This is a genomic window from Hyphobacterium sp. SN044 (assembly GCF_021864465.1).
Lineage (GTDB): Bacteria > Pseudomonadota > Alphaproteobacteria > Caulobacterales > Maricaulaceae > Hyphobacterium.
The window spans coordinates 119,153-142,344 of sequence record NZ_JAKKUV010000004.1 but is presented as its reverse complement, the minus strand read 5'-3'; the positions used below and the strand labels follow the sequence as shown (position 1 = coordinate 142,344).

At 65.3% G+C, this 23,192-nt stretch carries 20 protein-coding genes; 5 read left to right on the top strand and 15 right to left on the bottom strand.

All coding sequences use genetic code 11. The features are described from left to right. Positions 1-2: 2 nt before the first annotated feature. From L5876_RS07255 to L5876_RS07230, 6 genes are all read right to left on the bottom strand, one after another. Positions 3-1,562, bottom strand: coding sequence for an AAA family ATPase (locus tag L5876_RS07255; RefSeq protein ID WP_236955503.1), 1,560 nt, complete (start codon positions 1,560-1,562; stop codon positions 3-5). A 19-nt stretch (positions 1,563-1,581) separates the two neighbouring features. Continuing rightward, entirely contained in the window at positions 1,582-2,253 is a 672-nt protein-coding gene (locus L5876_RS07250; protein ID WP_236955501.1) for a CpaD family pilus assembly lipoprotein, read from the bottom strand. Positions 2,254-2,265: 12 nt separating this feature from the next. After that, positions 2,266-3,723, bottom strand: coding sequence for a type II and III secretion system protein family protein (locus L5876_RS07245; RefSeq protein ID WP_236955500.1), 1,458 nt, complete (start codon positions 3,721-3,723; stop codon positions 2,266-2,268). Positions 3,724-3,727: 4 nt separating this feature from the next. Then, on the bottom strand, positions 3,728-4,570 hold the full coding sequence (gene cpaB / locus L5876_RS07240) for a Flp pilus assembly protein CpaB (RefSeq protein WP_236955499.1): 843 nt from the start codon (positions 4,568-4,570) through the stop codon (positions 3,728-3,730). Positions 4,571-4,680: 110 nt separating this feature from the next. Continuing rightward, entirely contained in the window at positions 4,681-5,184 is a 504-nt protein-coding gene (locus L5876_RS07235; RefSeq protein ID WP_236955498.1) for a prepilin peptidase, read from the bottom strand. A gap of 135 nt (positions 5,185-5,319) precedes the next feature. Beyond that, on the bottom strand, positions 5,320-5,478 hold the full coding sequence (locus L5876_RS07230; protein ID WP_039712958.1) for a Flp family type IVb pilin: 159 nt from the start codon (positions 5,476-5,478) through the stop codon (positions 5,320-5,322). 270 nt (positions 5,479-5,748) lie between these two features. Between L5876_RS07230 and L5876_RS07225 the strand changes: the two genes are divergently transcribed. The 3 genes from L5876_RS07225 (at position 5,749) to L5876_RS07215 (ending at position 7,370) form a co-directional block, all read left to right on the top strand. Next, positions 5,749-6,231 (top strand): pilus assembly protein N-terminal domain-containing protein, encoded by a 483-nt coding sequence (locus tag L5876_RS07225; protein WP_236955497.1) that lies wholly within the window; start codon positions 5,749-5,751, stop codon positions 6,229-6,231. Positions 6,232-6,306: 75 nt separating this feature from the next. Further along, entirely contained in the window at positions 6,307-6,831 is a 525-nt protein-coding gene (locus L5876_RS07220; protein WP_236955496.1) for a TadE/TadG family type IV pilus assembly protein, read from the top strand. Positions 6,832-6,842: 11 nt separating this feature from the next. Further along, positions 6,843-7,370, top strand: a complete 528-nt coding sequence (locus L5876_RS07215; protein ID WP_236955495.1) for a TadE/TadG family type IV pilus assembly protein — start codon at positions 6,843-6,845, stop codon at positions 7,368-7,370. Here the strand turns inward: L5876_RS07215 and L5876_RS07210 are convergent. The 5 genes from L5876_RS07210 to L5876_RS07190 all read right to left on the bottom strand — a co-directional run bounded on the left by L5876_RS07210 (position 7,357) and on the right by L5876_RS07190 (position 12,388). Further along, positions 7,357-8,166 carry an aminotransferase class IV gene (locus L5876_RS07210; protein WP_236955493.1) on the bottom strand — a complete coding sequence of 270 codons (810 nt, stop codon included), beginning with the start codon at positions 8,164-8,166 and terminating at the stop codon, positions 7,357-7,359. The genes L5876_RS07215 and L5876_RS07210 overlap by 14 nt on opposite strands. After that, positions 8,163-9,455: an anthranilate synthase component I family protein gene (locus L5876_RS07205; protein ID WP_236955492.1), complete on the bottom strand. Its 1,293-nt coding sequence runs from the start codon at positions 9,453-9,455 to the stop codon at positions 8,163-8,165. Before L5876_RS07205 ends, L5876_RS07210 begins: the two co-directional genes overlap by 4 nt. Next, positions 9,452-10,222 carry a tyrosine-protein phosphatase gene (locus tag L5876_RS07200; protein ID WP_236955491.1) on the bottom strand — a complete coding sequence of 257 codons (771 nt, stop codon included), beginning with the start codon at positions 10,220-10,222 and terminating at the stop codon, positions 9,452-9,454. The genes L5876_RS07205 and L5876_RS07200 overlap by 4 nt, the downstream gene beginning before the upstream one ends. Positions 10,223-10,298: 76 nt before the next feature. Then, a complete protein-coding gene (locus L5876_RS07195) occupies positions 10,299-10,925 on the bottom strand; it encodes a hypothetical protein (RefSeq protein WP_236955490.1) in 627 nt (208 codons plus the stop codon). Then, positions 10,922-12,388 carry an AMP nucleosidase gene (locus L5876_RS07190; RefSeq protein ID WP_236955489.1) on the bottom strand — a complete coding sequence of 489 codons (1,467 nt, stop codon included), beginning with the start codon at positions 12,386-12,388 and terminating at the stop codon, positions 10,922-10,924. The genes L5876_RS07195 and L5876_RS07190 overlap by 4 nt, the downstream gene beginning before the upstream one ends. 112 nt (positions 12,389-12,500) lie before the next feature. On the opposite strand from L5876_RS07190, the gene L5876_RS07185 reads away from it, so the two are divergent. Continuing rightward, complete coding sequence (locus L5876_RS07185) at positions 12,501-14,264, top strand: hypothetical protein (RefSeq protein WP_236955488.1); 1,764 nt, start codon at positions 12,501-12,503, stop codon at positions 14,262-14,264. A gap of 12 nt (positions 14,265-14,276) precedes the next feature. Here L5876_RS07185 and L5876_RS07180 read toward each other — a convergent pair whose 3' ends face one another. From L5876_RS07180 to putA, 4 genes are all read right to left on the bottom strand, one after another. Further along, entirely contained in the window at positions 14,277-15,305 is a 1,029-nt protein-coding gene (locus tag L5876_RS07180) for a ribonucleotide-diphosphate reductase subunit beta (protein WP_236955486.1), read from the bottom strand. 164 nt (positions 15,306-15,469) lie between these two features. Next, positions 15,470-16,273, bottom strand: a complete 804-nt coding sequence (locus L5876_RS07175; RefSeq protein ID WP_236955628.1) for a lipid A-modifier LpxR family protein — start codon at positions 16,271-16,273, stop codon at positions 15,470-15,472. A 257-nt stretch (positions 16,274-16,530) separates the two neighbouring features. Beyond that, positions 16,531-18,414 (bottom strand): ribonucleoside-diphosphate reductase subunit alpha, encoded by a 1,884-nt coding sequence (locus L5876_RS07170; RefSeq protein WP_236955485.1) that lies wholly within the window; start codon positions 18,412-18,414, stop codon positions 16,531-16,533. 284 nt (positions 18,415-18,698) lie between these two features. Further along, positions 18,699-21,824 (bottom strand): bifunctional proline dehydrogenase/L-glutamate gamma-semialdehyde dehydrogenase PutA, encoded by a 3,126-nt coding sequence (putA, locus tag L5876_RS07165; RefSeq protein ID WP_236955484.1) that lies wholly within the window; start codon positions 21,822-21,824, stop codon positions 18,699-18,701. Between the two features lie 280 nt (positions 21,825-22,104). Here putA and L5876_RS07160 point away from each other — a divergent pair, with 280 nt between their 5' ends. Then, entirely contained in the window at positions 22,105-23,184 is a 1,080-nt protein-coding gene (locus L5876_RS07160) for a glycosyltransferase family 4 protein (protein WP_369281021.1), read from the top strand. Positions 23,185-23,192: the final 8 nt, after the last annotated feature.

The window sequence follows — 23,192 nt, the reverse complement described above, 5'->3', positions numbered from 1 at the left end:
GTCTATCTCCCGAACAGTTTCGAAATCATGGATTTGCGCGGCGGCGTGGAAACGCGCCCGGAAATCAGCGAGGCCAGGTGGGCAAAGCCCTCTGCCGCCTTCGACTTCGGGTCCACTTCCGCGATCATCTGGCCGTTATTGGCCGCCTTGCCGAACAATTGCGGCTCGAAGGGCAGGACCAGGGCCGGCGGCGTACCGAGCGCTTCGGCGAAATCCTTGATCGGGATTTCGGGCCGCTTCGGCACGCCGGCCATGTTCACCACGACCTTGGGCAATTCGTCATTCGGCCGCGCGGCCGCAACAAGATCGAACAAATTCTTGGCATTGCGCAACGAGGCGAGATCCGGCGTCACCGTGACCACGACCTGATCGGCACCCAGCAGCGTGTGACGCACCCAGGGCGACCAGGTGTGTGGCAGGTCGAGCGCCATGAAAGGCGCCTGACGGCGCACTTTGTCCAGTACCATGTCGTAGACGTCGGGCGTGAAATCCCAGTCCTTGTCGAGCGTCGCGGGCGCCGAGAACAGCGACAGCTTGTCGGTACAGCGCACCAGCAGCCGGTCGAGCAGCGCATCGTCGAGACGATCGGGCTCCAGGAGGGCATCGCCGAGCGTTTGCGCCGGGTCCTGGTTGAAATCGAGACCGGCCGTGCCGAAGGACAGGTCGAGATCGACCAGCACGCAATCGCTGTCGAGCCCTTCCGACACGCACCAGGCGGTATTGTGCGCCACCGTCGAGGCTCCGACCCCGCCCTTGGCGCCGATGAAGGCGACCGACTTGCCGGCGAACGGCGCTTCGGGATCGAGATAGAGCGAGGAGATCGCCCGGATCACGTGCAGCGGCGTCATCGGCGGGACGAGATACTCGCTGACCCCGCGCTTCATCAGCTCGCGGTAGAGCGCGATGTCGTTCGCCGCACCGATGATGATGACCTTGGTATCGGGGTCGCAGACGCTGGCAAGTTCTTCCAGCTGGTCAAACAGGCCCTGTCCGCGCATGCCGGATTCGACGATCAGCAGGTTCGGCGTCGAGGCATCGTGGAAGCGTTCGATCGCCGCCGGCAGACCGCCCAACTCGACCTCGACATGCGCCTTCTGCATCCGGCGGTCCCCCGCCGCGTGATGCATCAGCGCGCCGGTTTCGGGGCGCTCGCAAAAGGCGTGGATCGCGATCCGCGGAACGGGCTGATCCGAAATCGAGGCATCGATCTCGCCATAGGCCGCATCGCCGGCCACCGGCGACAGCGGCACATCCATCTCGTATTCGCTGGCGTCGAAGGCGCGCGACGGGCGAGCGGGTTCTTCGCGCACCGGTTCGGCCCGCGTGTCGTCGAACTCGAAATCGTCATAGCGCTCGGCTTCGCGGCCGCCAGTTTTGGGGGCCTGCGCCGCACCGAAGGGGCGCTGGCCGCCGGACGGGCGCGCCGGTTCGGCGAAGTCGTCCTCGGCCGGGCTGGAATCGAGCTCACCCAGAATGCGGCGCTCGATATCCTCCGCGTCGACGAATTCGTCGTCGCCGCCCAGGAAATCGTCCTCGTCTTCGTATGCGTATGATTCAGCCATCCGATTGCCTGCCATCAACCTATTCCGCCACCTGGCTGACCGCGCCGCTTTCGTCTTCGCTCCGCTGCGACGAGGTCGGCTGCCCGGCCCGCCAGCGGTCCATGATCGTTGCATTGCGCCCGGCATCGGCCGGGGCCGAGCTCGACGGTCCCACGAGATCGTAGGCATGGCCGACCATCGCGGCATAATTCGCCGCCGTGGCGCAGCCGAAGCGCGGATAGGCGCGGTTGTCGAACTCTCCGGCCAGGTTGGACCAGCCGAGATTCTCGCATTCGCGCGGCGCATGGGCCGCATAGACCATGTAGCTGACGATGATCGGCGCGACCGGAGAACCTTGCGCGTCATATTCACCAAGCGCGACAGCGTGGGAGGCAATCCCCCGCCCGTCGAGATAGGCGAAGAGCTCGCTCATCGCGCTGTCGGCCATGTCCATGTCCGCGACCCGGTCGGGAACGGTGACGGCCAGCCGGCTGGCGCCATCCGACCGGTAGCCATCAATGAAGGCCGAGAAGGCGCCCATTTGCGACCAGGCCAGACCGCCTTCGTCCGGGTTCATCGCCAGCTCGAAGCGCGCGGTTTCCTGCGTCACATAGGGCTGGGGACGGTCGCCGGCGCGATCGCTCGGCATGGTGTAACAGCCCGACAGGGCCAGACCGGCGGCTGACAGAAGCAGCATCGTGATGCGGGTCATCCTTGTCTCTCCCTAGTCGAGAATGAAGCCGATCGGACCGCGCCAGGAGCGCCCGTCCGTGTCGGCGCCGGGCACGCCGTAGGCGCGATTGATGTGGCCGAAGAACATGGTCTCGATCTCGCTCGCCGTGGCGTATCCGTCCGCCGGGGTCGAGATCGCCGCGTCATTGGTCGGATCGACCAGATACGGTGTGACGATGATGACCAGTTCGGTTTCCTGGTTCTCGAAGTCACGGGACCGGGCGAGCGCGCCCAGCACCGGAATGTTCTGGATGCCCGGAATGCCGTTCAGATTCTGCCTCGTTTCTTCCTGGATCAGGCCGGCGAGGACGAGGCTGCCGCCCGACGGCAGTTCCACCGTGGTTTCCGCCCGCGTCACGTTCAGCGCGGGAATGGTGACGCCCGGAACCGTGCCGATCACATTGCCCTCGTCGTCGCGGACGACGGTCTCGCCGAGCGACAGCGCGCCCTGGCTGGACAGTTCGGACACCTCGGTCGAGATGCGCAGCGAGATGCGGCCTTCTGACAGGACCAGCGGCGTGAAGCCGAGCCCGACACCGAATTGCTTGTACTCGACCATGATATTGCCGTCGCGGTCGCGCCCGGTCGGGACCGGGAATTCGCCGCCGCCGGCGAGGAAGTTTGCCGCTTCGCCCGACGTCGCGGTCAGGTTCGGTTCGGCCAGCGTGCGCACGAGGCCAATCTGTTCGAGCGCACGGATCAGGCCGCCGGCGCTGGAAATGTCACCGCCGCCGCTATTCGTGTAGTCGAGATTCGCAGAGAAGCCGCCGAGCGAGCGTCCGACCAGCGAGAATTCGTTCGCCGTCGCAACCGAAACCGCGAGATCGTCGAGCTGGGCGACCGCCGACAGATCGATGCCGAGCTGGCGCACGATGGTGCGCTGCATTTCCACGATGCGGACGCGCAGCATCACCTGCTGACGGCCTTCGACCGCGATCATCGACAGGACGTGTTCCGGGTCATCGACCCATTGCTGGGCCAGGCGGCGCGCGGCATCCGCAGACGCGGCGTCCGGCGCGGAGCCCGACAGAACGATCCGGTTGTTCATCGCATCGACTTCGATGCGCGAGTCCGGCAGGAGGCGCGCAATCTGGTCGCGCAGCGCCCCGAAATCCCGGTCGACGCGGATTTGCAGGTCGAGGATCAGTTCGCCATTGGCATCGAAGAAGAAGGCATTGGTCGAGCCGGTCGTCAGGCCGAGCAGATAGGCCCGCCGCGGCGTGCGGATCACTGCATCGGCGACTTCCGGATTGGTGACCAGCACGTCTGCAGCATCGACCGGCAGATGCACGATCGCCGCCTGCGAGGCCGGCAGGTTCAGCGTTTGCGCGGCCGGGCCGTCACCCGACGACACGATATGCACCTGGCGCGTCGAGGTCTCGCCCGATTGAGCGGCGGCCATCGGCGCGAAGGCGACAAGCGCGGAAGCAAGAAGGAGGCGAGCGATCATGGTCCTAGCCCCCGTCACCGAGCGCCACATCCTGGCGCTGGCCATAGCGGTAGACCGTCATCGTGTTGCGGCCCCGGTCGCGGTCATCATCGGCTTCGTCGCGCGCCACCACTTCCGGCGCGGAAAGCCGGGGGCCGCCATCCCCGTCCGTCAGGCTGCGCAGCGCCAGCGACACCTCGCCGCGCGCGACCGCCAGGGTGACGGCGCGGGCCTGATCGGGGGTGAGTTCGAGCGTCGCGGTCGAGCCCACGACCGCGCCTTCTTCCTCGTCCTCTCCGAAAATCTGGTCGATCGCGAGGACACGCGTGTTTTCAACGACGGTCTCGGCGACGAAGCCGCCGCCGCGGCCGTAGGATTCGCGGCCGTCCTCTTCATAGGTGACGATCACATCGACGCGGTCATTCGGCAGGATGAAGCCCCCCGCGCCGGTTTCCGCCGACAGCGGAACGGCGACCGCCCGCATGCCTGGCGTCAGCACCGCCGACATGAAGCCAGCCTGACCGGCGGGAACCAGCTTGCGCGGCGTGATCGGCTCGCCCTGGGCGATCGAGGCGCGCACGATCGCGCCGACGAATTCCTCGATCGCGTCGGGGGAGCGTGATTCGGTCACATAGGCCGGGCTGACCGCTTCTTCCGGCCAGGGCTGCCAATAGAGGTCCGAAGCGCTGATGCGTTCGCCGGTTTCCAGATCGCCACGCGCCGCAAGGACCCGGACAGCAGGCGCTCTTTCCACAGGCCGTTCAACGACTTGCGGCTCCGGCGTGCCGGATCGGCTGTATACGAAATAAGCCGCCGCGGCAGCCGCGACAGCGGCCAACGCGAGGATCAGGATCCGGGCTGAATTCATCGCGGCACGTCCCCTCGGATAAAGGTCTCCGTGTGCGATCAGACCGCCAATTTCTCAAAGGGGCGTTAAGATTTACGCCGCAATGCCGCAGGCCTCGCGACTTCGCGCAGCTAGCCCAGAGCCAGCGTTAACAGCGTGCTACCCGGAAGCGTCCAGAATGCACCGGCGGCGAGAGCAATTCCGTAAGGGGCTGGGGCGCCTTCTGCCAGCGGCGTCTTCGCGACCCAGCCTGCCGACAGATTGGTGGCCGGCACCATCCGGCGCAGCATCAGGAGAATGACGGCCAGCGCCCCGCCCATCAGCGCGGACTTGGCGAGGAACATCCCCGCATCCGGCCAGCCAAACCAGAGCGCGGCCGCCGCGATCAGCTTGGCGTCGCCGCCGCCGATCCAGCCCGGCGCGAACAGCGCCATCCCCAGAACCAGTGCCCCGGCCCCGACCGCCAGGTGAAGGCCGAACTCCGCCCAACTCATGCCGAAGGCGATGGCGGCCACCGGAAACAGGAGAACGATGGCGCCGTTGAGCCAGTTGGGAATGGTGAAGCTCATCGCGTCCTTGATCGCGGCGAACGCCATCAGGAAGACGAAGACGAGAAGCATGTATTGCGCGGCCACGGCGTCACTCCGGCATTGTTGCGGCGCGTGTTCTACCCCGGCGCCTCTTGCCTTTGGCTTAACGCGCAAAGGAAAAGGGCCGCCCGGATGTCTCCAGGCGGCCCGTTTCTTTGACTGCAGTCAGTGTTGTCGCGATTAGATCGCGTCGGCAACCGTCTGCAGGTTGTCACGGACGCCGGTGCCCAGCGCCGTCACGGCACCGATGATCACCACAGCGATAAGAGCCGCGATCAGACCATACTCGATGGCCGTGGCACCCGACTCGTCCTTGAAGAAGCGCGAAATCATTTTCATTTGGGTCTCTCCCGTGTTGCTAGCACACATCCACCCGGGTCAGTCCGTCCCGACATCTCCCGAAGTGACGCCATCAAACACGAAGAGCCTTTCAGCCACGTTAAAGCGCATGCTTAATTATGTCTTTACATGGGGGAACCCGGAATATGGTTAAAGAAGACTAACCAAGAATATTCAAAAAGAATTGGTAACTTCCCTCGCCCTCCGTTTAGAAAGTCTTCACGCGGGCGCGCTTTCCTGTCAGGCGGATCCAGACCTGCGGAGGACGCCATGCGTCATCTCGTTCTCGCCTCTCTCGCCGCGCTGGCCCTTTCGGGCACGGCTGCCGCGCAAGAGCGCTATCTCGAAGCCGACCACGCGGACGTCGTCCGCCTGCCCGCCCCCGCCTATACGGTGGTGATCGGCAACCCGTCGGTCGCCGATGCCGTGATTCATGATCGCAACACGCTGATCCTGACCGGCCGCCTACATGGCCGGACCAATATCATCGCGCTCGACGCGCGCGGGCGCGTGATCTACGCGCAGGACGTCGTCGTCGGCGGCACGCCCGACGGCGGCGTGACTCTCTATAGAGGGGCCAACCGCACGACCTTTGCCTGCGGCGCGCAGTGCGAAGCAATCCCGGCCATCGGCGACGATCCGGAGCGCTTCGACGCTCTGTCCAACCAGGGCAACACACGGCTTCAGTCCGCGGCCCAGGCCGTCGCGGCCGGAGACGGCGGCAGCGCCCCGCTCGCCGGCGGCCGGGAATAATCCGTTAACCACGCGATTTTACGCGGACTTAAGCGAGATGCGCGACAGTCACCGTGAAGGATGACGGTTGGACCCATGCATCTCGCGCGTAAACTCAGGACATTCCGGCGCGACCGGAAAGGAGCGACAGCGGTCGAATTCGCGCTGATCGCCGGTCCCTTCTTCTTTTTCCTCATGGCGCTGGTCGAAATCGCGGCGGTCTTCTTCGCGTCCACCGTGATCGAAAATGCCGTGCTGGAATCCGCCCGCGAAATCCGCACAGGCCAGGTTCAGGCCGGCGGCATGGACGCCGACGGCTTCCGCGACGCCGTGTGCGAACGAATCGAGGTCATCGCCGATTGCGCCCGGCTCGACTTCGATGTCCGCGTCTTCCAGGACTTCGACAATGTCGCCGTGTCCGATCCGGTCAATGAAGACGGCGACCTGCAGACCGACGATATGGGATTCGATCCCGGCGACGCCGGCGACATCGTGATGGTGCGGGTCTTCTACCGCTGGCCGCTGCTGATGCCGAACTTCATGAACTCCATGTCCAACATGTCGAACAATGAGCGCCTGATCACATCGGCGACCGTCTTCCGCAACGAGCCGTGGGACTGAGGATGCGCGCCATGATCCGCTTCATCCGCAGCCTCGTTCGCCGTCAGGACGGCGTGTCGGCGGTCGAGTTCGCCCTGATCGCACCGGTCATGATGCTCTTCTATCTCGGCGTTGTGGAAGTCAGCCTCGCGCTCGGTGTCGACCGCAAGGTCACCTCCACGGCCAGCGCCCTCGCCGACCTTGTGGCGCAGGACGACGTCATTACCGACGACGAGATGGAGCAAATCCTCGCCGCCGGAGCGGTTCTGGTCGCACCGAACCCGGGCAATCTCCTGCAGGTCCGGATCTCTTCGATCACGATGAATCTGAGCGGTGATGCCCAGGTCGACTGGAGCGATGCGACCGGCATGACCCCGCTCGGCGAAGGCACGCGCTACACCACGCCGGCGGGCATTCTGACGCCGGGCCGCTCGGTCATCATGGTGGAAGTGCTCTACCCGTACGAATCCGCCTTTTCCGAAATCGGCGTCGGACGGTTCGACATCGAGGAAACCTTCTACCTGCGCCCGCGCCGCTCGCTCGTCGTCAGCCGGCAGTAGACACCGCTTCGCTGAGGCGCAGCATCGCAGGATGGCTTGCCGGGACCGTCCGGCCGTCGATCCTGCGCACCGGCACCACACCCATCGCGGCATTGGTCACGAAAACCGCCCCGGCCGACAATAGGGCCGCTGGCGGAAACACGTGCTCGCGCACCATCAGACCCGTATCTCTCGCCTTAGCCATCACCGCCTCGCGCATCACGCCCGGCCGGATCGCGCAACCGGGTAACGGCGTGCAGAGCACATCGCCCTTGATCCAGAACAGATTGGCGCAGTCCGCCCCCGAGACATGCCCTTCCGTCGTCAGCAGCAGCGCCATGTCGGCCCCGGAAGCCACCGCTTCGCGCCGGGCGGCCGCATTGTCGGCATAGCTCAGCGTCTTGTACCGGCTGGCAAGGCTGCTCGGCGATCGGCGGATCGACACGGTGCAAAGTGACACCGGTTCCGGCGGAGATACGGGCGGAAAATCCGCCAGAAAGAGCCGCGGTTCCGGCTCCGTGACCGGGCCGATCCCGCGCGGCCCCGGCCCGCGCGTCAGCGTCAGGCGCAGAATTGACCCATCCGGCAGCCCCGTGGCGGCAGCCTCGACTTGGCCCCACTCCGCCGGACAGTCGAGATCGAGCGCGGCGCACGCCGCTTCGAACCGGTCGCGGTGGGCGTCGGAATGGCGAATCCGGCCACCGGCCACGCGCATCGTCTCGAACACGCCGTCACCGATGAGGAAGCCGCGGTCCTCCGGCGCGATATCGCCCGGCTCGAACGTCCGCCAGCCCTGTTCGTCCCAGCTCCGCATCATCCGGCCACCGCCCGCTTCAGCGCCGATGCCTTGGCGAGCGTCTCGGCATATTCGGCCTCCGGGTCGGACCCGATCGTGATCGCGCCGCCCGAACGCCCGGACACGCGCCAGCCGTCCGCGTCGGCGTCGAGGGTCAGCGTGCGGATCATCACGTTGAAATCCATCGATTGCGCCTCGTCCCCGATCCAGCCGAGCGCCCCGCAATAGGCCCCGCGCGCCTCGCCCTCCTGCTCGCTCAGAATATCCATCGCGCGCAGCTTCGGCGCACCGGTAATCGACCCCGGCGGAAACGCCGCCGCGAGCAGGTCGAGCGCATCCTTGCCCTCGGCCAGCCACCCCGTCACAGCCGAGACGAGGTGGTGGACATTGGCGAAGCTCTCCACCTTGAACAATTCCGGCACCGCGACCGAGCCGGGCGCGCACACGCGTGACAGATCGTTGCGCATCAGATCGACGATCATCAGGTTTTCCGCCCGGTCCTTCGCACTGGCCGCCAGTTCCGCCTTCAGCGCCGCATCCTCGTCCGGGGTCGCGCCGCGCGGACGGGTTCCCTTGATCGGGCGGGCCTCCGCGACACCCTTTTCGAGCTTCAGGAAGCGTTCCGGGGAATTCGTCACGACCACCCGCTGCGGCGACAGCCGCAGCCACGCCCCGTGCGGCGCCGGACTATTCGCGGTGAGGCGGCGGAACAGGTCGAACGGCGTATCGCCCTCCCCGAGCCTGCCGGCAAAGGGCTGGGACAGATTGGTCTGATAGATATCGCCGGCGCGAATGTGCTCGAGGATGGCGCGGCAGGCCTCGATGTAGCGCGCCTTGCTCCAGACCGGCGCGAACGATCCGGACGGTTCAGCCACCGCTGCCCTGGGCTTCGCCTCCGCCAGACAGCGCGCGACGTCGCGCGCCGCCGTCTGCGAGCCCTCGAGCGTGACACGGCGGTCGATCGGGTCGAAGCGCAGCCAAGCGCGGTAGGCGAAGAGATGGATCGGCGGCCGGTCGGGCGACCCGTCCGGGGCGTTGAAACTCCGTGCCGCCTCGTATTCGAAAAGCCCCGCCACCCGGTCGCCGGCGGCCGTGGCATTGCGCGCCGCGCCCATCGCGTCGAACCAGCCCAAGTCCTGCAGGCCAGCCTTTCCGATCGGAAAGGGCGTGGCGGGACCGGGAAAGAGAAAGGATTGCGAGTTCGGCCCGCCGCTGAGCAGCAGGGTACCGGTATGCGCCTGAAAAGCGGAAAGGGCGTCGAGAGGGTCGATCCAGTCCAGCGACCGGACCGTCCGGGCGGCGGTGGTCACCCCCGCACCAGCGCGGTGCGCAGCCGGGTGATCTCGTCGTCGGACAGGCCGAGCTCGGTGCGCATATAGGCGTCCGCACTGCCCATCACACCGAAGGCTTCGTTGAGATAATCGCCATCGACGCCAAGGAAGATCCGCATGGACTCCTCCTCGACCGCGCGGCCCGTGCGGTCGGCGATATTCGCGGCCACTTCCGGGACGAGACGGTCGTAATCGACCGCCGTATTCGTCATCAGATAATCCTCGACCACGGTGTCGCGGTCGACGCCGGACAGTTCCAGGGCCATGGCGCAGAACAGGCCCGTCCGGTCCTTGCCCGCGGCACAATGCACCACGAAGGATTCGTCCTCGGCATGATCGGCCAGCGCCCGCAGGCCCGCGGCAAAGGCCTGCTTGTTGCCCGGATCGGTCGGCAGCCGGCGATAGGTCGCCAGCATGAAATCGCGGATGCCCTTCGCACTCAGATCGCCTTCACGCAGGAAGGCCATGTGCGGCGGCTCGGCATGGCCGGCGATATTCGACGCCAGCACGCGCGGATTGAGCACATCGTCCCAGCGCGACGGCTCGCGGTCGCGCTCCAGCGGCCGGCGGAGGTCCGTGACCACCGTCAGGCGCATCTCGGTCAGGCGCTCGATGTCCTGGCCCGACGCCCGGGCGAAATGTCCCGAACGGTAGAGGCCGCGGCGGACTTTTCGCCCGTCACGCGTGTCGTACTCGCCGAAATGGCGAAAATTCCGAATCCCGTCGAAGGCGATCACGCGGCTCATGGCGCATCACCTAAATCGCGGGGGCGCAGGGGGCAAGCCGCGAAACGAAACAAGTCTGCAGGGGGCGTATGCGAGGTCACTCCAGCGCCGCGCGGACATCCTCGATCTGCCGGTCGTAGAGACCGATCAGGTATTGCTCCTGCGCAACGAGTTCCGAGAAGGACGCCTGCATCAGCCTGAGCTTCGGCAGAAGCGGTCGCCGCTCGAGCGATTCCGTCGACAGGAAGAAGGTTTCCGCGATCGACCGCCAGGTGGAATCTGCCCCGCCCGACTGCGCGCTGTAAATCAGCGCGATGTCCGACATCATGCGGTAGTCGACCGGGTCGAGATCGCCGCGCTCCCGTGCCAGATCCCACGCCACCGTCGTCAGGCGCGGCTCCTGGATTCCGCGCGGCATGATCGGTGGCAGGACATTGAACAGCACGCCCTCCTCGGACGCTTCGCCGCGCTCGATCCGGGCAATCGCCTCGCCGAGATTGTCGGCCACCATCTGGTGATAGCCGACGACCTGCCGCAGCGCGGCGGCATTGGCCTCCATCTCTTCGGCGATGCGTTCCAGCGCCGTGTCCGAAGCCTGCCGCGTCTGCACGCCTTCGCGCCATTCATTCACGATGAAACCCAGAACGACGGCGAAGACGATCAGGATCGCCTCGATCGCGGCACGTCCCAGCCAGGCGTATTTCGGTTCGGCGGTCGTGCTCATCGGAAGGGCGGCTCGTCGAAACTGCGCAATTTGCGTGAATGCAGCGCAGCGGCATCGTCGCGCTTCAGGATCTCGATCGTCTCGATCCCCGCCATCAGGTGTTCGCTGACCGAGCGCTGATAGAAGAGATTGGCCGCGCCGGGCAGCTTCAACTCGCCGTGCAATGGCTTGTCCGAGACGCACAGCAGCGTGCCATAGGGCACACGCAGGCGGAAACCATTGGCCGCGATCGTCGCCGATTCCATGTCCACCGCGATGGCCCGCGACTGGTTGATCCGGCGCGCCTCGGCGTGGAAACGAAGCTCCCAGTTCCGGTCGGCATAGGTCGCAACCGTACCGGTGCGCAGGCGGCGCTTCAGATCCTCGCCGCTATCACCGCTCACCGCCTTGACCGCATCGGCGAGCGCGATCTGGATTTCCGCGATCGGCGGCACCGGGATTTCCAGCGGCAGGTCGCGGTCGAGCACCCGGTCATATCTGAGATAGGCGTGGGCCAGGACATAATCGCCGAGCCGCTGCGAATGCCGCAGGCCGCCGCAATGGCCGATCATCAGCCAGCATTGCGGACGCAGCACGGCCAGGTGATCGGTGATCGTCTTCGCATTCGACGGGCCGACGCCGATATTCACCAGCGTGATGCCCCGCCCGCCCGGCGCCTTGAGGTGATAGGCCGGCATCTGGAAGCGCCGCCAGGGCGCGCCCTCGACCGCCGCGCGCGGATTGCGCGTCCTGGCATCGACCGTGACGAAGCCGGCCGCCGACAGCGACTCGTACTCATTGTCTTCCTTCAGCTGGCGGATCGCCCAGGCCACGAAGGCGTCGACATAGCGGTGGTAATTGGTGAACAGGATGAATTGCTGCACGTCCTCATAGGGCGTGCCGGTATAGTGCCGGATGCGCTGCAGCGAATAATCCACCCGCGGCGCGTCGAACAGGGCCAGCGGCCGCGGCTCGCCCGGGACCGGGCTGCGCTCGCCATTCGGTACCGCATCATCGATCCGCGCCAGATCGGCATAGGGAAAGTGGCGGACGAGATCGGCGGCGCTCGCCTTGTCGAGATCGATCTCCTGCGAGCCGTCGAGCACGTAGGAGAAGGCGATCTCCTCGTCCGACGGGCCGGTCTCGATCGTGATCGGATACTGGTCCTGCAGGATCGAAAGCTGGTCTTCGAGATAGTCCCGGAACAGCGAAGGCTGGGTGATCGCCAGGCGGTAGACGCCGGGCTCGGAGAATTTGCCGAAGGCCCGGCTGACTGGCGGGGGCGACCCTTCGGTCTCATAGGTCACGCGCAGTTCGGGATAGGCGAAGGCGTGCTTGGCGCGGGCCTTGGGATCGGGCGGTGTCCCGTCCTCGATATAGGCCTTCAGCGCCGTCTGCAGGCGTTCGGTCGATGCGTCGTAAATGCTCTGGAGGCGGTCGATCGCCTCCGCGGGTGTCTTTGCGGTCTTGAATCGGTTTTCCATCGACCGCTTCTAGACTCGCCGCGCTGCGCACGTCCAGAGGATTAAGGCTTGGCGGGCCGTTTGTTGCGCACGCCCAAAGCGTGTAGCCTGACGATGCTCAACTGGGGATGACGTGATGATCCGGGCCTTGTTGACCAGCCTGCTGCTTTCAAGCATCGCCGGGCCGATCGCTCGCGCCCAGGATGAAGCACCCGTCGTGCGGTTCTCCATTCTGCCAAGCGTTCGCGGACCCGCGGACCAGTTTGACGGCGGGGATGACCGGACCGGCCAGACCACCGTTCTGGCGGCCCTGACCTATACGGGTACAGAACCGGTCGAGGGATGCTGGATCACGGATTGGTCCCACTCTTATTTCGCGCCGAACCCGCCCTTCCCGGCGCTCCCCCCGTCGGCGCGGGTGTGGATCGAACACCGTGAAATTGACAGCGCAGGAAACTTTCTGGCGGATTGGACCGCGGAGTTCGACATGGCGCCCGGACGAACCCGCTTCTTCGTCCTGCGAGCCGCCAACACCGATTGTGAGTCGAGCACCTGCTTTGCCGTCCCCAGGCTGAATTGCGCCGACCCGAATGGCGCAGAAGGACGGCACAACGCGCTTCGATTGAGCAGCCGCGGCCTGCCGGTCGAGCAGTTTCAGTTCAACATCCGCCCACGGCCAATGGCCGACGTCATCCCGGTGATGGTGACGCCGAGCGGCGACGGCTTCCTCCGGATCGCCAATGAGGGCGGCGTGGCCGCAGCCGCCGTGGCGGCGGTGAATATCGGCGCTTCGAGTGAGATTACGGTCGTGGCGACGGCCAGCGGCGGTACAGCGGCCGATGTCTGCGAGACGGACGGGAACGGCCAATGCCTCGGGCCACGCGCAAACACGATCTCGGTACAGATGGACCGGGATGCGATTCACCTGTTTTCCGTGCGCGTCCGGGACGATGCTGGTTACTCACTGCCCCGTGCTCCGGCATTCCGGCGGGTTTTCTTGCGTTTCATCGAGGAAAGACGCGGCGATCATAGCCTTGCATGGACCCTGGTTGGCGACGCGAGCACCGCAATCGACGAACCCGCCAGCGCTCAACCCGCGCCAAGCGATCTTGTCGGCGTCTGGCGGTTTGACCGCTGCCTGACCCAGCAGAGATCGACGCGCCACTCCCATCCGGGCGACGCGACATCCGGTGACCGCATCATGATCGGCTCGAACCGCCTCGCCTTGATTGCCGGCCGCGGCCTGCACGGCGAGGATCTGTGCACCAGCCGCACTTCGGTCCGATTGGCCCGGCTGAACTCCGTCGACCAACCAGGTCAAGGCGAGATCTCGGGCGAACTCCTTGTATCAGCTTCAACCGATTACACAGGTGAATGGGAAACCGGCGAGTATTCGGGACCTCAGGTAGCGATCGACATCCGCTCGGAAGACGGTGGCGGCTCGCTGACCTTCGGCGGCAGAATCCTCACTTTCGCCTTCGAACCGGACGACGAGGACGAGCCTTTCCCGCATGCCGTGCGCGACTTCAACACCGCCTTTGTCCCGGCGCCTGTCGGATCGTTCGTGATGGATTATGTCATGAACGGTGCACCGCTCTCGATCGGACTATCGATCGACGAGACACTGGCTCTGAGCACAACGCAAACCAATGGATGCGTACTGAGTGGTCAGTTGACGCCGGAGTCCGGGTCCCCCGGCACCGCGGGCCTGCATCAGATCACGTTGACCGTCAGAAGCTGCCCGCCGCCCGTCGCCAACATGAATGGCAGCTTCCAGGGGCTGATCCTGGTCGAGCAGACCGAGGAAGGCCTGTTCTGGGCTGGAGGTGCGTACAAGGAGGTGTCGCTGGGGGGACGCCACTTCTTCCTGCTGCGCGCCCGTCAGACCGACGGCTGAACGCTGAACTCCCTACTCCGCCGGCAGGGAGTTCCGCGCCTTCATCTTGTCGAAGCTCGCCCAGACGCCGTCCGCTCCGTGCCAGTCGCCCTTGGTCGCGCCCTTGGAGTATTCCGTCGCGCGCGCTTCGAAGAAGTTGGCGTGCTCCACCCCGTTGAGAATTTCCGTCAGCCAGGGCAGCGGGTGCTCCTTCGCGCCGTAGAGCGCCGGCAGCTTCAGCTGGCGCAGGCGCCAGTCGGCGATGTAGCGGATGTAGGACTTGATATCGGCCGCATTCATGCCCTCGACCTCGCCCATCTCGAAGGCGAGATCGATGAACTTGTCCTCCAGCATCACGACGGTGCGGCAATTTTCCACGATGTCGTCCTGCACGGATTTGGTCAGCGCGCCGGTCTCGTTCGAAAACTCGTGGAACAGCTTGATCATGCCTTCGCAGTGCAGCGACTCGTCGCGCACCGACCATGACACGATCTGGCCCATCCCCTTCATCTTGTTGAGACGCGGGAAATTCATCAGCATCGCGAAGCTGGCAAACAGCTGCAGCCCCTCGGTGAAGGCGCCGAACATGGCCAGCGTGCGCAGGATGTCGGCATCGGTCTCGACCCCGAAGCGCTGCATGTAGTCATGCTTGTCGCGCATCGCCTCGTAATCCATGAAGGCCGAGAACTCGTTGTCCGGCATGCCGATGGTTTCGAGCAGCAGCGCATAGGCGGCGATATGGATCGTCTCCATGTTGGAGAAGGCCGACAGCATCATCTTCACTTCTGTCGGTTTGAAGACGCGCGCATAGCGCTCCATGTAGTTGTCGTTCACTTCAACGTCGGACTGCGTGAAGAAGCGGAAGATCTGGGTGAGCAGATTGCGCTCATTGTCCGACAGCTTGGTCGCCCAATCCTTGCAGTCCTCGCCGAGCGGAACCTCTTCCGGCATCCAGTGGACCTGCTGCTGCTTCTTCCAGAATTCGTACGCCCACGGATAGCGGAACGGCTTGTAGGAATGGCTGGCGGTCAAGAGGCCCGGAAGCAGCGATTCGGCGGACATGGACGCGTTCCCCTTCGGCGATGCGGTGTTAGGCGAGCGGGCCGGCGGCCCGACACTCGATTAACAACATATTGGGGTTAATGGCACCCAAACGTCTAGGGGTGGGGGCATACGGAATCGAGTTTTCAACCGGTGGAGTCAGGGTCAGTGGATAAGTGGCTGAATTACCAGCGGCGGCTGATCGACACCGCGGCGAAGTCCTCGTGCGCGTCGTAATCCTCTGTCCCGGCGGTGAATTCCCGCTCGCGGCGGACATAGGCGAGCGACAGATCGGCACTGCCGAAGCGCATCGCGACCCCGGCCTGGGCGTCACCGACCACGGCATAGGGCTGCAGCGACATCGCGTCGCGCATGTTGAAACCGGCGCTCGGGTCATAGAGCAGCGCGCTGCGCTCCGCTCCGGCGAACACATACCAGGACGGACGCACGCCATTGGCGTCATCGAGATACTGGCCGAGGCGGACTTCCGCGCCGGCTCCCGCCGCCGTGCCGTCCGGTCCGAAACTCACCCCGGCGCGCGGGCGGATACCGAAATCGAGCTGGCCTTCACCGCCGGGCGTGTCATAGGCCATCACATAGCCGACCGAGACACTCGACCGGGCCGTTTCGCCGGTATGCACCAGCGCGCGGTCTGCCAGCGCGTCGGCCGCGAACAGGACATTCGCGATGGAAGCTTCGTAAGGGTCGTAGACCCGCACCTCGATCGCCCCGGCCTCACCCAGCGGCGTCGAGGAAATCCCGGTTCCGTTGAAGGCGGTCACGCTGCCCGGAAGGCCGGAGCGCACCGACAGCGCAGTGGCCGCAACATCGGCGGCTTCGCGGGAGAGCGTTCCTGGGCGTTCCTGGAGCAGAGGGGCACGGACCGATTCGAGCGCATCCCATTCACCCGATTGGGCGAACGCCGGCGACGCGGCGGCGACAGCCGCCAACCCGCTGGCAAGAAACGCAATTTTCGAAATCCGGCACATCAAGGCACCCGTCTCCCCGTAACGGTCGCGAAGCACACAATAGCATGCTTCGCTTCGCGTCTCGCGGGAAAAAGGGTTAACCGGGCGCAGATTTCGCCAGTGCGGTAAAAGCGGGGTTACTGCGGACAAGAGCGATCCGCCGCGTCAACGCCCATGGAATCCCCGTGAAAACGCGGGTCTGAATATCGCAAGGTGTTGAGAGAATTCGGATCCCCGCTTTCGCGGGGACCCCCAAACCGCATGCGCAGCGAACCCGCCTACTGGCAGGCGAGGCACTCGTCATAGTCGGTCTTCGCGGCCGCCTCCATCGAGACTTCGGCGTCCGATTTCGTGCCGTTTGCGAAGCCGACCCGCTGTACCGATTTCGAGCGGCAATAGTAGAGCGACTTCATGCCCCGCTCCCATGCCGTCCAGTGCAGCATGTGCAGGTCCCACTTATCGATATCGCCCGGCAGGAAGATGTTGAGCGACTGCGACTGGCAGATATAGGGCGTGCGGTCGGCCGCCAGCTCGATCACCCAGCGCTGGTCGATCTCGAACGCGGTCTTGAAGATCGCTTTCTCGTTCTCGCTGAGGCAGGCAAGGTGCTGGACCGAACCCTCGTGCTCCAGGATCGACGCCCAGGTGGTCGGCGTATTCTGGCCCTTTTCCTCCAGCAGCGCTTCAAGCTGCGCATTCTTCACCGGGAAGGAACCCGACAGCGTCTTGTGGACGTAGTAGTTCGCCGGGATCGGTTCGATGCCCGCGGACGTGCCGCCGCAGATGATCGAGATCGAGGCGGTCGGCGCCACGGCCAGCTTGTGCGAGAAGCGCGCCTTCACGCCGGCCTTCTCCGCATCCGGGCAGGCACCCTTCTCTTCCGCCAGCGTCACCGACGCCGCGTCCGCGGCCTGACGGATATGCTTGAACATCTTCATGTTCCAGGATTTCGCCAGCGCACTTTCGAACGGCGCGCCCTGGGCCTGAAGGAAGGAGTGGAAGCCCATCAGGCCGAGGCCGACCGAGCGCTCCTGCAGCGCGGAATAGACCGAGCGGTCCATCTCCGGCGGGGCGCGGTCGATGAAGTCCTGCAGGACGTTGTCGAGGAAGCGCATCACGTCCTCGATGAATTGCTTGTCGTCCTTCCACTCGAGGAATTTCTCCGCATTGAGCGAGGACAGGCAGCACACCGCCGTGCGCTCCTTGCCGTTCTGGTCAATGCCGGTCGGCAGGGTGATTTCCGAGCACAGATTCGACTGGCGGACCTTCAGGCCCAGCTTGCGCTGGTGCGCCGGGAGCGCCTTGTTCACCGTGTCGGTGAACAGGATGTAGGGCTCGCCGGTCTGCAGGCGGATTTCCAGGATCTTCTGCCACAGCTTGCGCGCATTGACCGAACGCACGACTTCGCCGGAGCGCGGCGACCGCAGATCGTAATCCGCATCGTCGCGTACGGCTTCCATGAAGTCGTCCGTGATGTTGATGCCGTGGTGGAGGTTGAGGCTCTTGCGGTTGAAGTCGCCCGACGGCTTCCGGATTTCCAGGAATTCCTCGATCTCCGGGTGGTGAATGTCGAGATAGACCGCGGCCGAGCCCCGGCGCAGCGAGCCCTGGCTGATCGCAAGCGTCAGCGAATCCATCACGCGGATGAAGGGAATGATGCCGCTGGTCTGGCCGTTCTGACCGACCTTCTCGCCGATCGAACGGACATGACCCCAATAGGTGCCGATACCGCCGCCGTTGGAGGCGAGCCAGACATTCTCGTTCCAGGTGCCGACAATGCCGTCGAGGCTGTCATCAACCGAATTGAGGAAGCAGGAAATCGGCAGGCCGCGCGTCGCGCCGCCATTCGACAGGACGGGCGTCGCCGGCATGAACCACAGGCGCGACATGTAGTCGTAAAGGCGCTGGGCGTGCTCGGGATTGTCGGCATAGGCATTCGCCACACGCGCGAACATGTCCTGATAGGATTCGCCCGGCAGGAGATAACGGTCGGTCAGCGTCTTCTTGCCGAATTCGGTCAGCAGCGCGTCCCGCGACGGATCGGTCTTCACCGATTCGACGATGCGCAAATGGTGCGCCTTCGGTTTCCCGCGCTGGATGCTTTCCGCGTCCGACATCGATCCCTTTCGTGCCACGTTCGTAGCGGAATCGTAAGGCGTCATGACGTTACTCCCCCGGTGTTCACGGCGCGCACCTTAGCTGTGCGCGGAGGCACGGCCTCGCGCTGCGAACCTGTTAAAAGCCCTTGATAGTGTGTCCGGCCCCGTGAGCCGACCCAACATATAGTGATCAAGGCAGCGGGAACGGTCAACGCCCCCGGAGGGCTGAAACGCGATTTTTTGGTTAACGAATTCCTAATCGCCTGCTGTGCCTAGTGATATTTGTTAGGGGTTTTTCAGTACGCCTCGAACTCGCCCCCGGCGGGAAAAAATCCCGCCGCTTTCCCCTAGAGATTCAGCAGTTCCGGGTCGCCGCCCTGGGCCGAGATATTGACCGTGATCGTCCTTTCCGCGGCGAGGCGTGCCAGGTAGTGCGGGCCGCCCGCCTTTGGTCCGGTCCCGGACAATCCTTCGCCGCCAAAGGGCTGCACCCCGACGACCGCGCCGATCATGTTGCGGTTCACATAGACATTCCCGGCCGGCACCGCGCGGATCACCGAATCATGGAAACCGCCGAGCCGCGAATGGACGCCGAGCGTCAGGCCATAGCCCTTCTTCGCCAGCTTGCCGGCAATCTCGGCCAGGTTCTTCCGCTTGTAGCGGTAGACGTGGAGCACCGGGCCGAACACTTCGCGGTCGATCAGGTCGAGCGAGGGCAGTTCGACCAGCGCCGGGCCGAAATAGCTGCCGCGGCTGGCGAGCGATCCCGTCTCCAGCTGCTTGAGGACTTTCGCCTCCTTGCCCATCCGCTCCATGTGGCGTTCGAGCAGCGAGAGCGCGTCCTTGTCGATCACCGGACCGACATCGGTGAAGGGGTCCGACGGATCGCCGAGCGCCAACTCGTCCATCGCGCCCTTCAGCCCCTCGATGAAGCCGTCGGCGGTGTCTTCCGGCAGGAAGATGATGCGCAACGCCGAACAACGCTGACCAGCCGACCCGAAGGCCGACATCACCGCATCGTCGATCACCTGCTCCTTCAGCGCCGAGGTGTCGACGAACATGCCGTTCAGCCCGCCCGTCTCCGCGATCAGCGGCGCGATCGGTCCGTCGCGCTGGGCCAGCGTCCGGTTGATCAGCTTGGCGACCTCGGTCGAGCCGGTGAAGACGACGCCGTCCGTGCGCTCGTCCTTCGTCAGCGCCGCGCCGACCGTCTCGCCGCGCCCGGGCAAGAGGTGCAGCACCTCTTTGGGCAGGCCGGCTTTCAGGAAGATCTTCACCGCCTCGAACGCGATCAGCGGCGTCTGCTCGGCCGGCTTCGCCAGAACGGTGTTCCCGGCCGCCAGCGCAGCCGAGACCTGACCGGTGAAGATCGCCAGCGGGAAATTCCACGGGCTGATGCACACGATCGTGCCGCGGCCTTTCAGGCCCAGATGGTTCGTCTCCCCCGCGGGTCCCGGCAGGCGGTCCGGCGCGGCGAATTTCTGTTCGGCTTCCGCCGCGTAATAGCGCAGGAAATCGACCGCCTCGCGCACTTCGGCGATGCCGTCTGGCAAAGTCTTGCCGGCTTCGCGCGCCATCAGCGCCAAGAGGCGGTCGGTCTCGCCCTCGAGCGCATCGGCCATGTCGCGAAGGATCGCCCCGCGCTCCACCCCGCCGCGGCGGTCCCAGTCGCCCTGCGCCTTCGCGGCGACGGTGAAGGCGCTGCCGATCGCCTCTTCGCTCGCCTCGGCGACCGTGCCGACGACACGGCTGCGGTCGGCGGGAGAGGTCACGTCCTCGGCCTTGCCGCCCATCTCCTTGCCATTGACCAGCGCGCTCGCCTTGATCGGGCGCGCCTTGTCGAAATCGGCGATGGCCCTGGCGATGCGTTCGCGCACCGGGACCTGGCTGAGATCGGTGCCCGCCGAATTGGTCCGGCGCGAACCGTAGAGCTTCGGAGGAGCCGGGATGAAGGGGTGGCGGTCGATCGAATCCGCACCCTCGAACGGGCCGCGCGCCACGTCCTCGGCCGGAACGGTCTCGTCGAGGAAGGAGTGCACGAAGGACGTGTTCGCCCCGTTCTCCAGAAGACGGCGCACCAGATAGGGCAGCAAATCCTCATGGCTGCCGACCGGCGCATAGATACGCACCGGGAAGGCGCCGAACGCGTCGTGCGCCGCGTCGTAGAGCGGCTCACCCATGCCGTGCAGGCGCTGGAATTCGTACCGTTCCACGCCCGCTTCTGCGGCCAGCGTGCGGATCGCCGACAGCGAGTGCGCATTGTGCGTCGCGAACTGGGAATAGATCGCGTCCGGCGCGCCCAGCATCATGCGCGCGCAGGCGAGATAATTGAGATCGGTCGCCGGCTTGGTCGTCCAGACCGGGAAGTCCGGCCAGCCATTCTGCTGCGCCCATTTCACCTCGCTGTCCCAGTAGGCGCCCTTCACCAGCCGCACGAGGAAGCGCCGCCCGGTCGCCCGGCCCAGCGCGATCAGCCCTTCGATCACCTTCTCGCAGCGCTTCTGATAGCCTTGGATGGCGAGGCCCAGCCCCTGCCACGCCTTCAAGGACGGCTCCTGCGCGAGGCGCTCCAGCAGTTTCAGCGAAATGACCAGCCGGTCGCTTTCCTCCGCGTCGAGGCAGAGGCCGATATCGGCCTTCGCCGCGGCTTCGCACTGCTCAAGCACCATCGGATAGAGCTCGTCGAAGACGCGGCTTTCCTTCACCGCCAGATAGCGCGGATGCAGGGCCGACAGCTTCACGGAGACGCCGTCAACGCTTTCGATCGGCCCCGCGCCGCGCGCTTTCCCGACCGCGGCGATCGCATCCATGTAGCGCTTGTGATAGCGCGCCGCGTCCTTCGCGGTGCGTGCGCCCTCGCCCAGCATGTCGAAGGAATGCAGCGCGCCTTCCCGCTTGTGGCCGCGCTTCAGCGCCGCCTCGATCGTGCGGCCGAGCACGAATTGCTCGCCCAGGATCCGCATCGCCTGCATCACGGCGGCGCGGATCACCGGCTCGCCCATGCGCTGGGTCAGATTGCGGAAATAGACGCCCGGTTCGGCGCGCGCCTCGTGATCGACATCGACCAGCTGGCCGGTCAGCATCAGGCCGAGCGTCGAGGCGTTGACCAGCCAGTTCTCCGACCGGCCGATATGCTCATTCCACTTCCCCGAGGAGATCTTCTCCGCGATCAGCCGGTCGGCGGTCTCCGCGTCCGGCACGCGCAGCAGTGCCTCGGCGAGGCACATCAGCGCCAGGCCTTCCTTGTTGGACAGGCCGAATTCCTGGAGGAAGCTCTCCATCAGGCCGCGCTTCAGCGTCATCTTGCGCGCGCGGTGCACCAGGTCGATGGCCGAGTCGCGGATCGAGGCCTGCGCCTCGGCGTCGAGCGCGATGCGGCCGATCAGGCCGCGCGCCGCTTCGGTCTCGTTGCGGAACTTCACCGCATCGATGGCGTCCCAGTCGACAATGCGGCGCGGTTCGGATGACGACATGGATGAGGCTCCGTCACATGGGGGCTGCGTCGGGCCGATCCATAGTCATTCAGGCCGTGAAAATCGACGGTTATTGGCTGTGCGCGGCCGGTGTTTCTGCGCTGCACCGCACAATCACGCCGGGCAACCGCCCGCCCCTCTTCGCCAAGCGCCGCGAATGGTCTAGGAAAGCGCCATGACCGACACGAACACGCCATCCGCACCCGCCGAAACCCCCGTTTCCGAGGCTCCCGAATCCGAAGCCCCCGAATCCGAGGCAGACGACCGGCCCCAGCGCATCATGCTGGTGACGGACGCCTGGGAACCGCAGGTGAATGGCGTCGTGCGCACGCTGACCCGCGTGACCGAGGAATGCCGCGAGATGGGCCACGAGATCGAGGTGATCCATCCCGGCCTCGGCTTCCGCACCATGCCGCTGCCGACCTATCCGGAAATCCAGCTGGCGCTCGGCGCGCGCAAGCAGATCGAGGAACGCTTCAAGGAATTCGAGCCCGAGGCGATCCACATCGCCACCGAGGGCACGCTCGGCATGGCGGCGCGCGCGGTCTGCATCAAGTGGAAGCTGCCCTTCACCACCAGCTATCACACGAAATTCCCGGAATATGTGAACGCACGCTTCCCCTTCATCCCGGTGAAAGCCGGCTATTCCTTCATGCGCTGGTTCCACGACGCGGGCGGCCGCCTGATGGTCGCGACGCCCTCGATGCGCGAGGACCTCGAAAAGCGCGGCTTCAAGAACATCACGCCGTGGGCGCGCGGTGTGGACACCGAGCTCTTCCACCCGTCGAAGCGCGGCATTGATGGCGGCGTCTTCAAGGACATCGAAGGCCCGGTCTTCCTCTATGTCGGCCGCGTCGCAGTGGAAAAGAACATCGAGGCCTTCCTCAAGGTCGAACTGCCCGGCACCAAGGTGGTGATCGGCCCCGGCCCGCAGCTCGAGGAATTGAAGAAGAAATACCCCGAGGTGAAATTCCTCGGCGGCATGTATGGCGACGAGCTTGCCCGCCATTTCGCCGACGCCGACGTCTTCGTCTTCCCCAGCCTGACCGACACGTTCGGCCTGGTGATCCTCGAATCCATGGCCACCGGCACGCCGGTGGCCGCCTTCCCGGCCCCGGGTCCAAAGGATCTGATCCCCGGTTCCGGCGCCGGCGCGGTCAGCGAGGATCTGCGCGAGGCCTGCCTCGAAGCGCTGAAATGCTCGCGCGAGCGCTGCCGCGAATACGCGGAGGGCTTCTCCTGGCGCTCGTGCGCGGAGGAGTTCGTGAAGAACCTCAAGCCGCAGCCGAAGCCGGAACGCCGCAAGATCTGGCGCCGCATCCGCCGCCTCGGCCGCCCGGAACGCAAACCGCTGTTCTAGGGACAAGT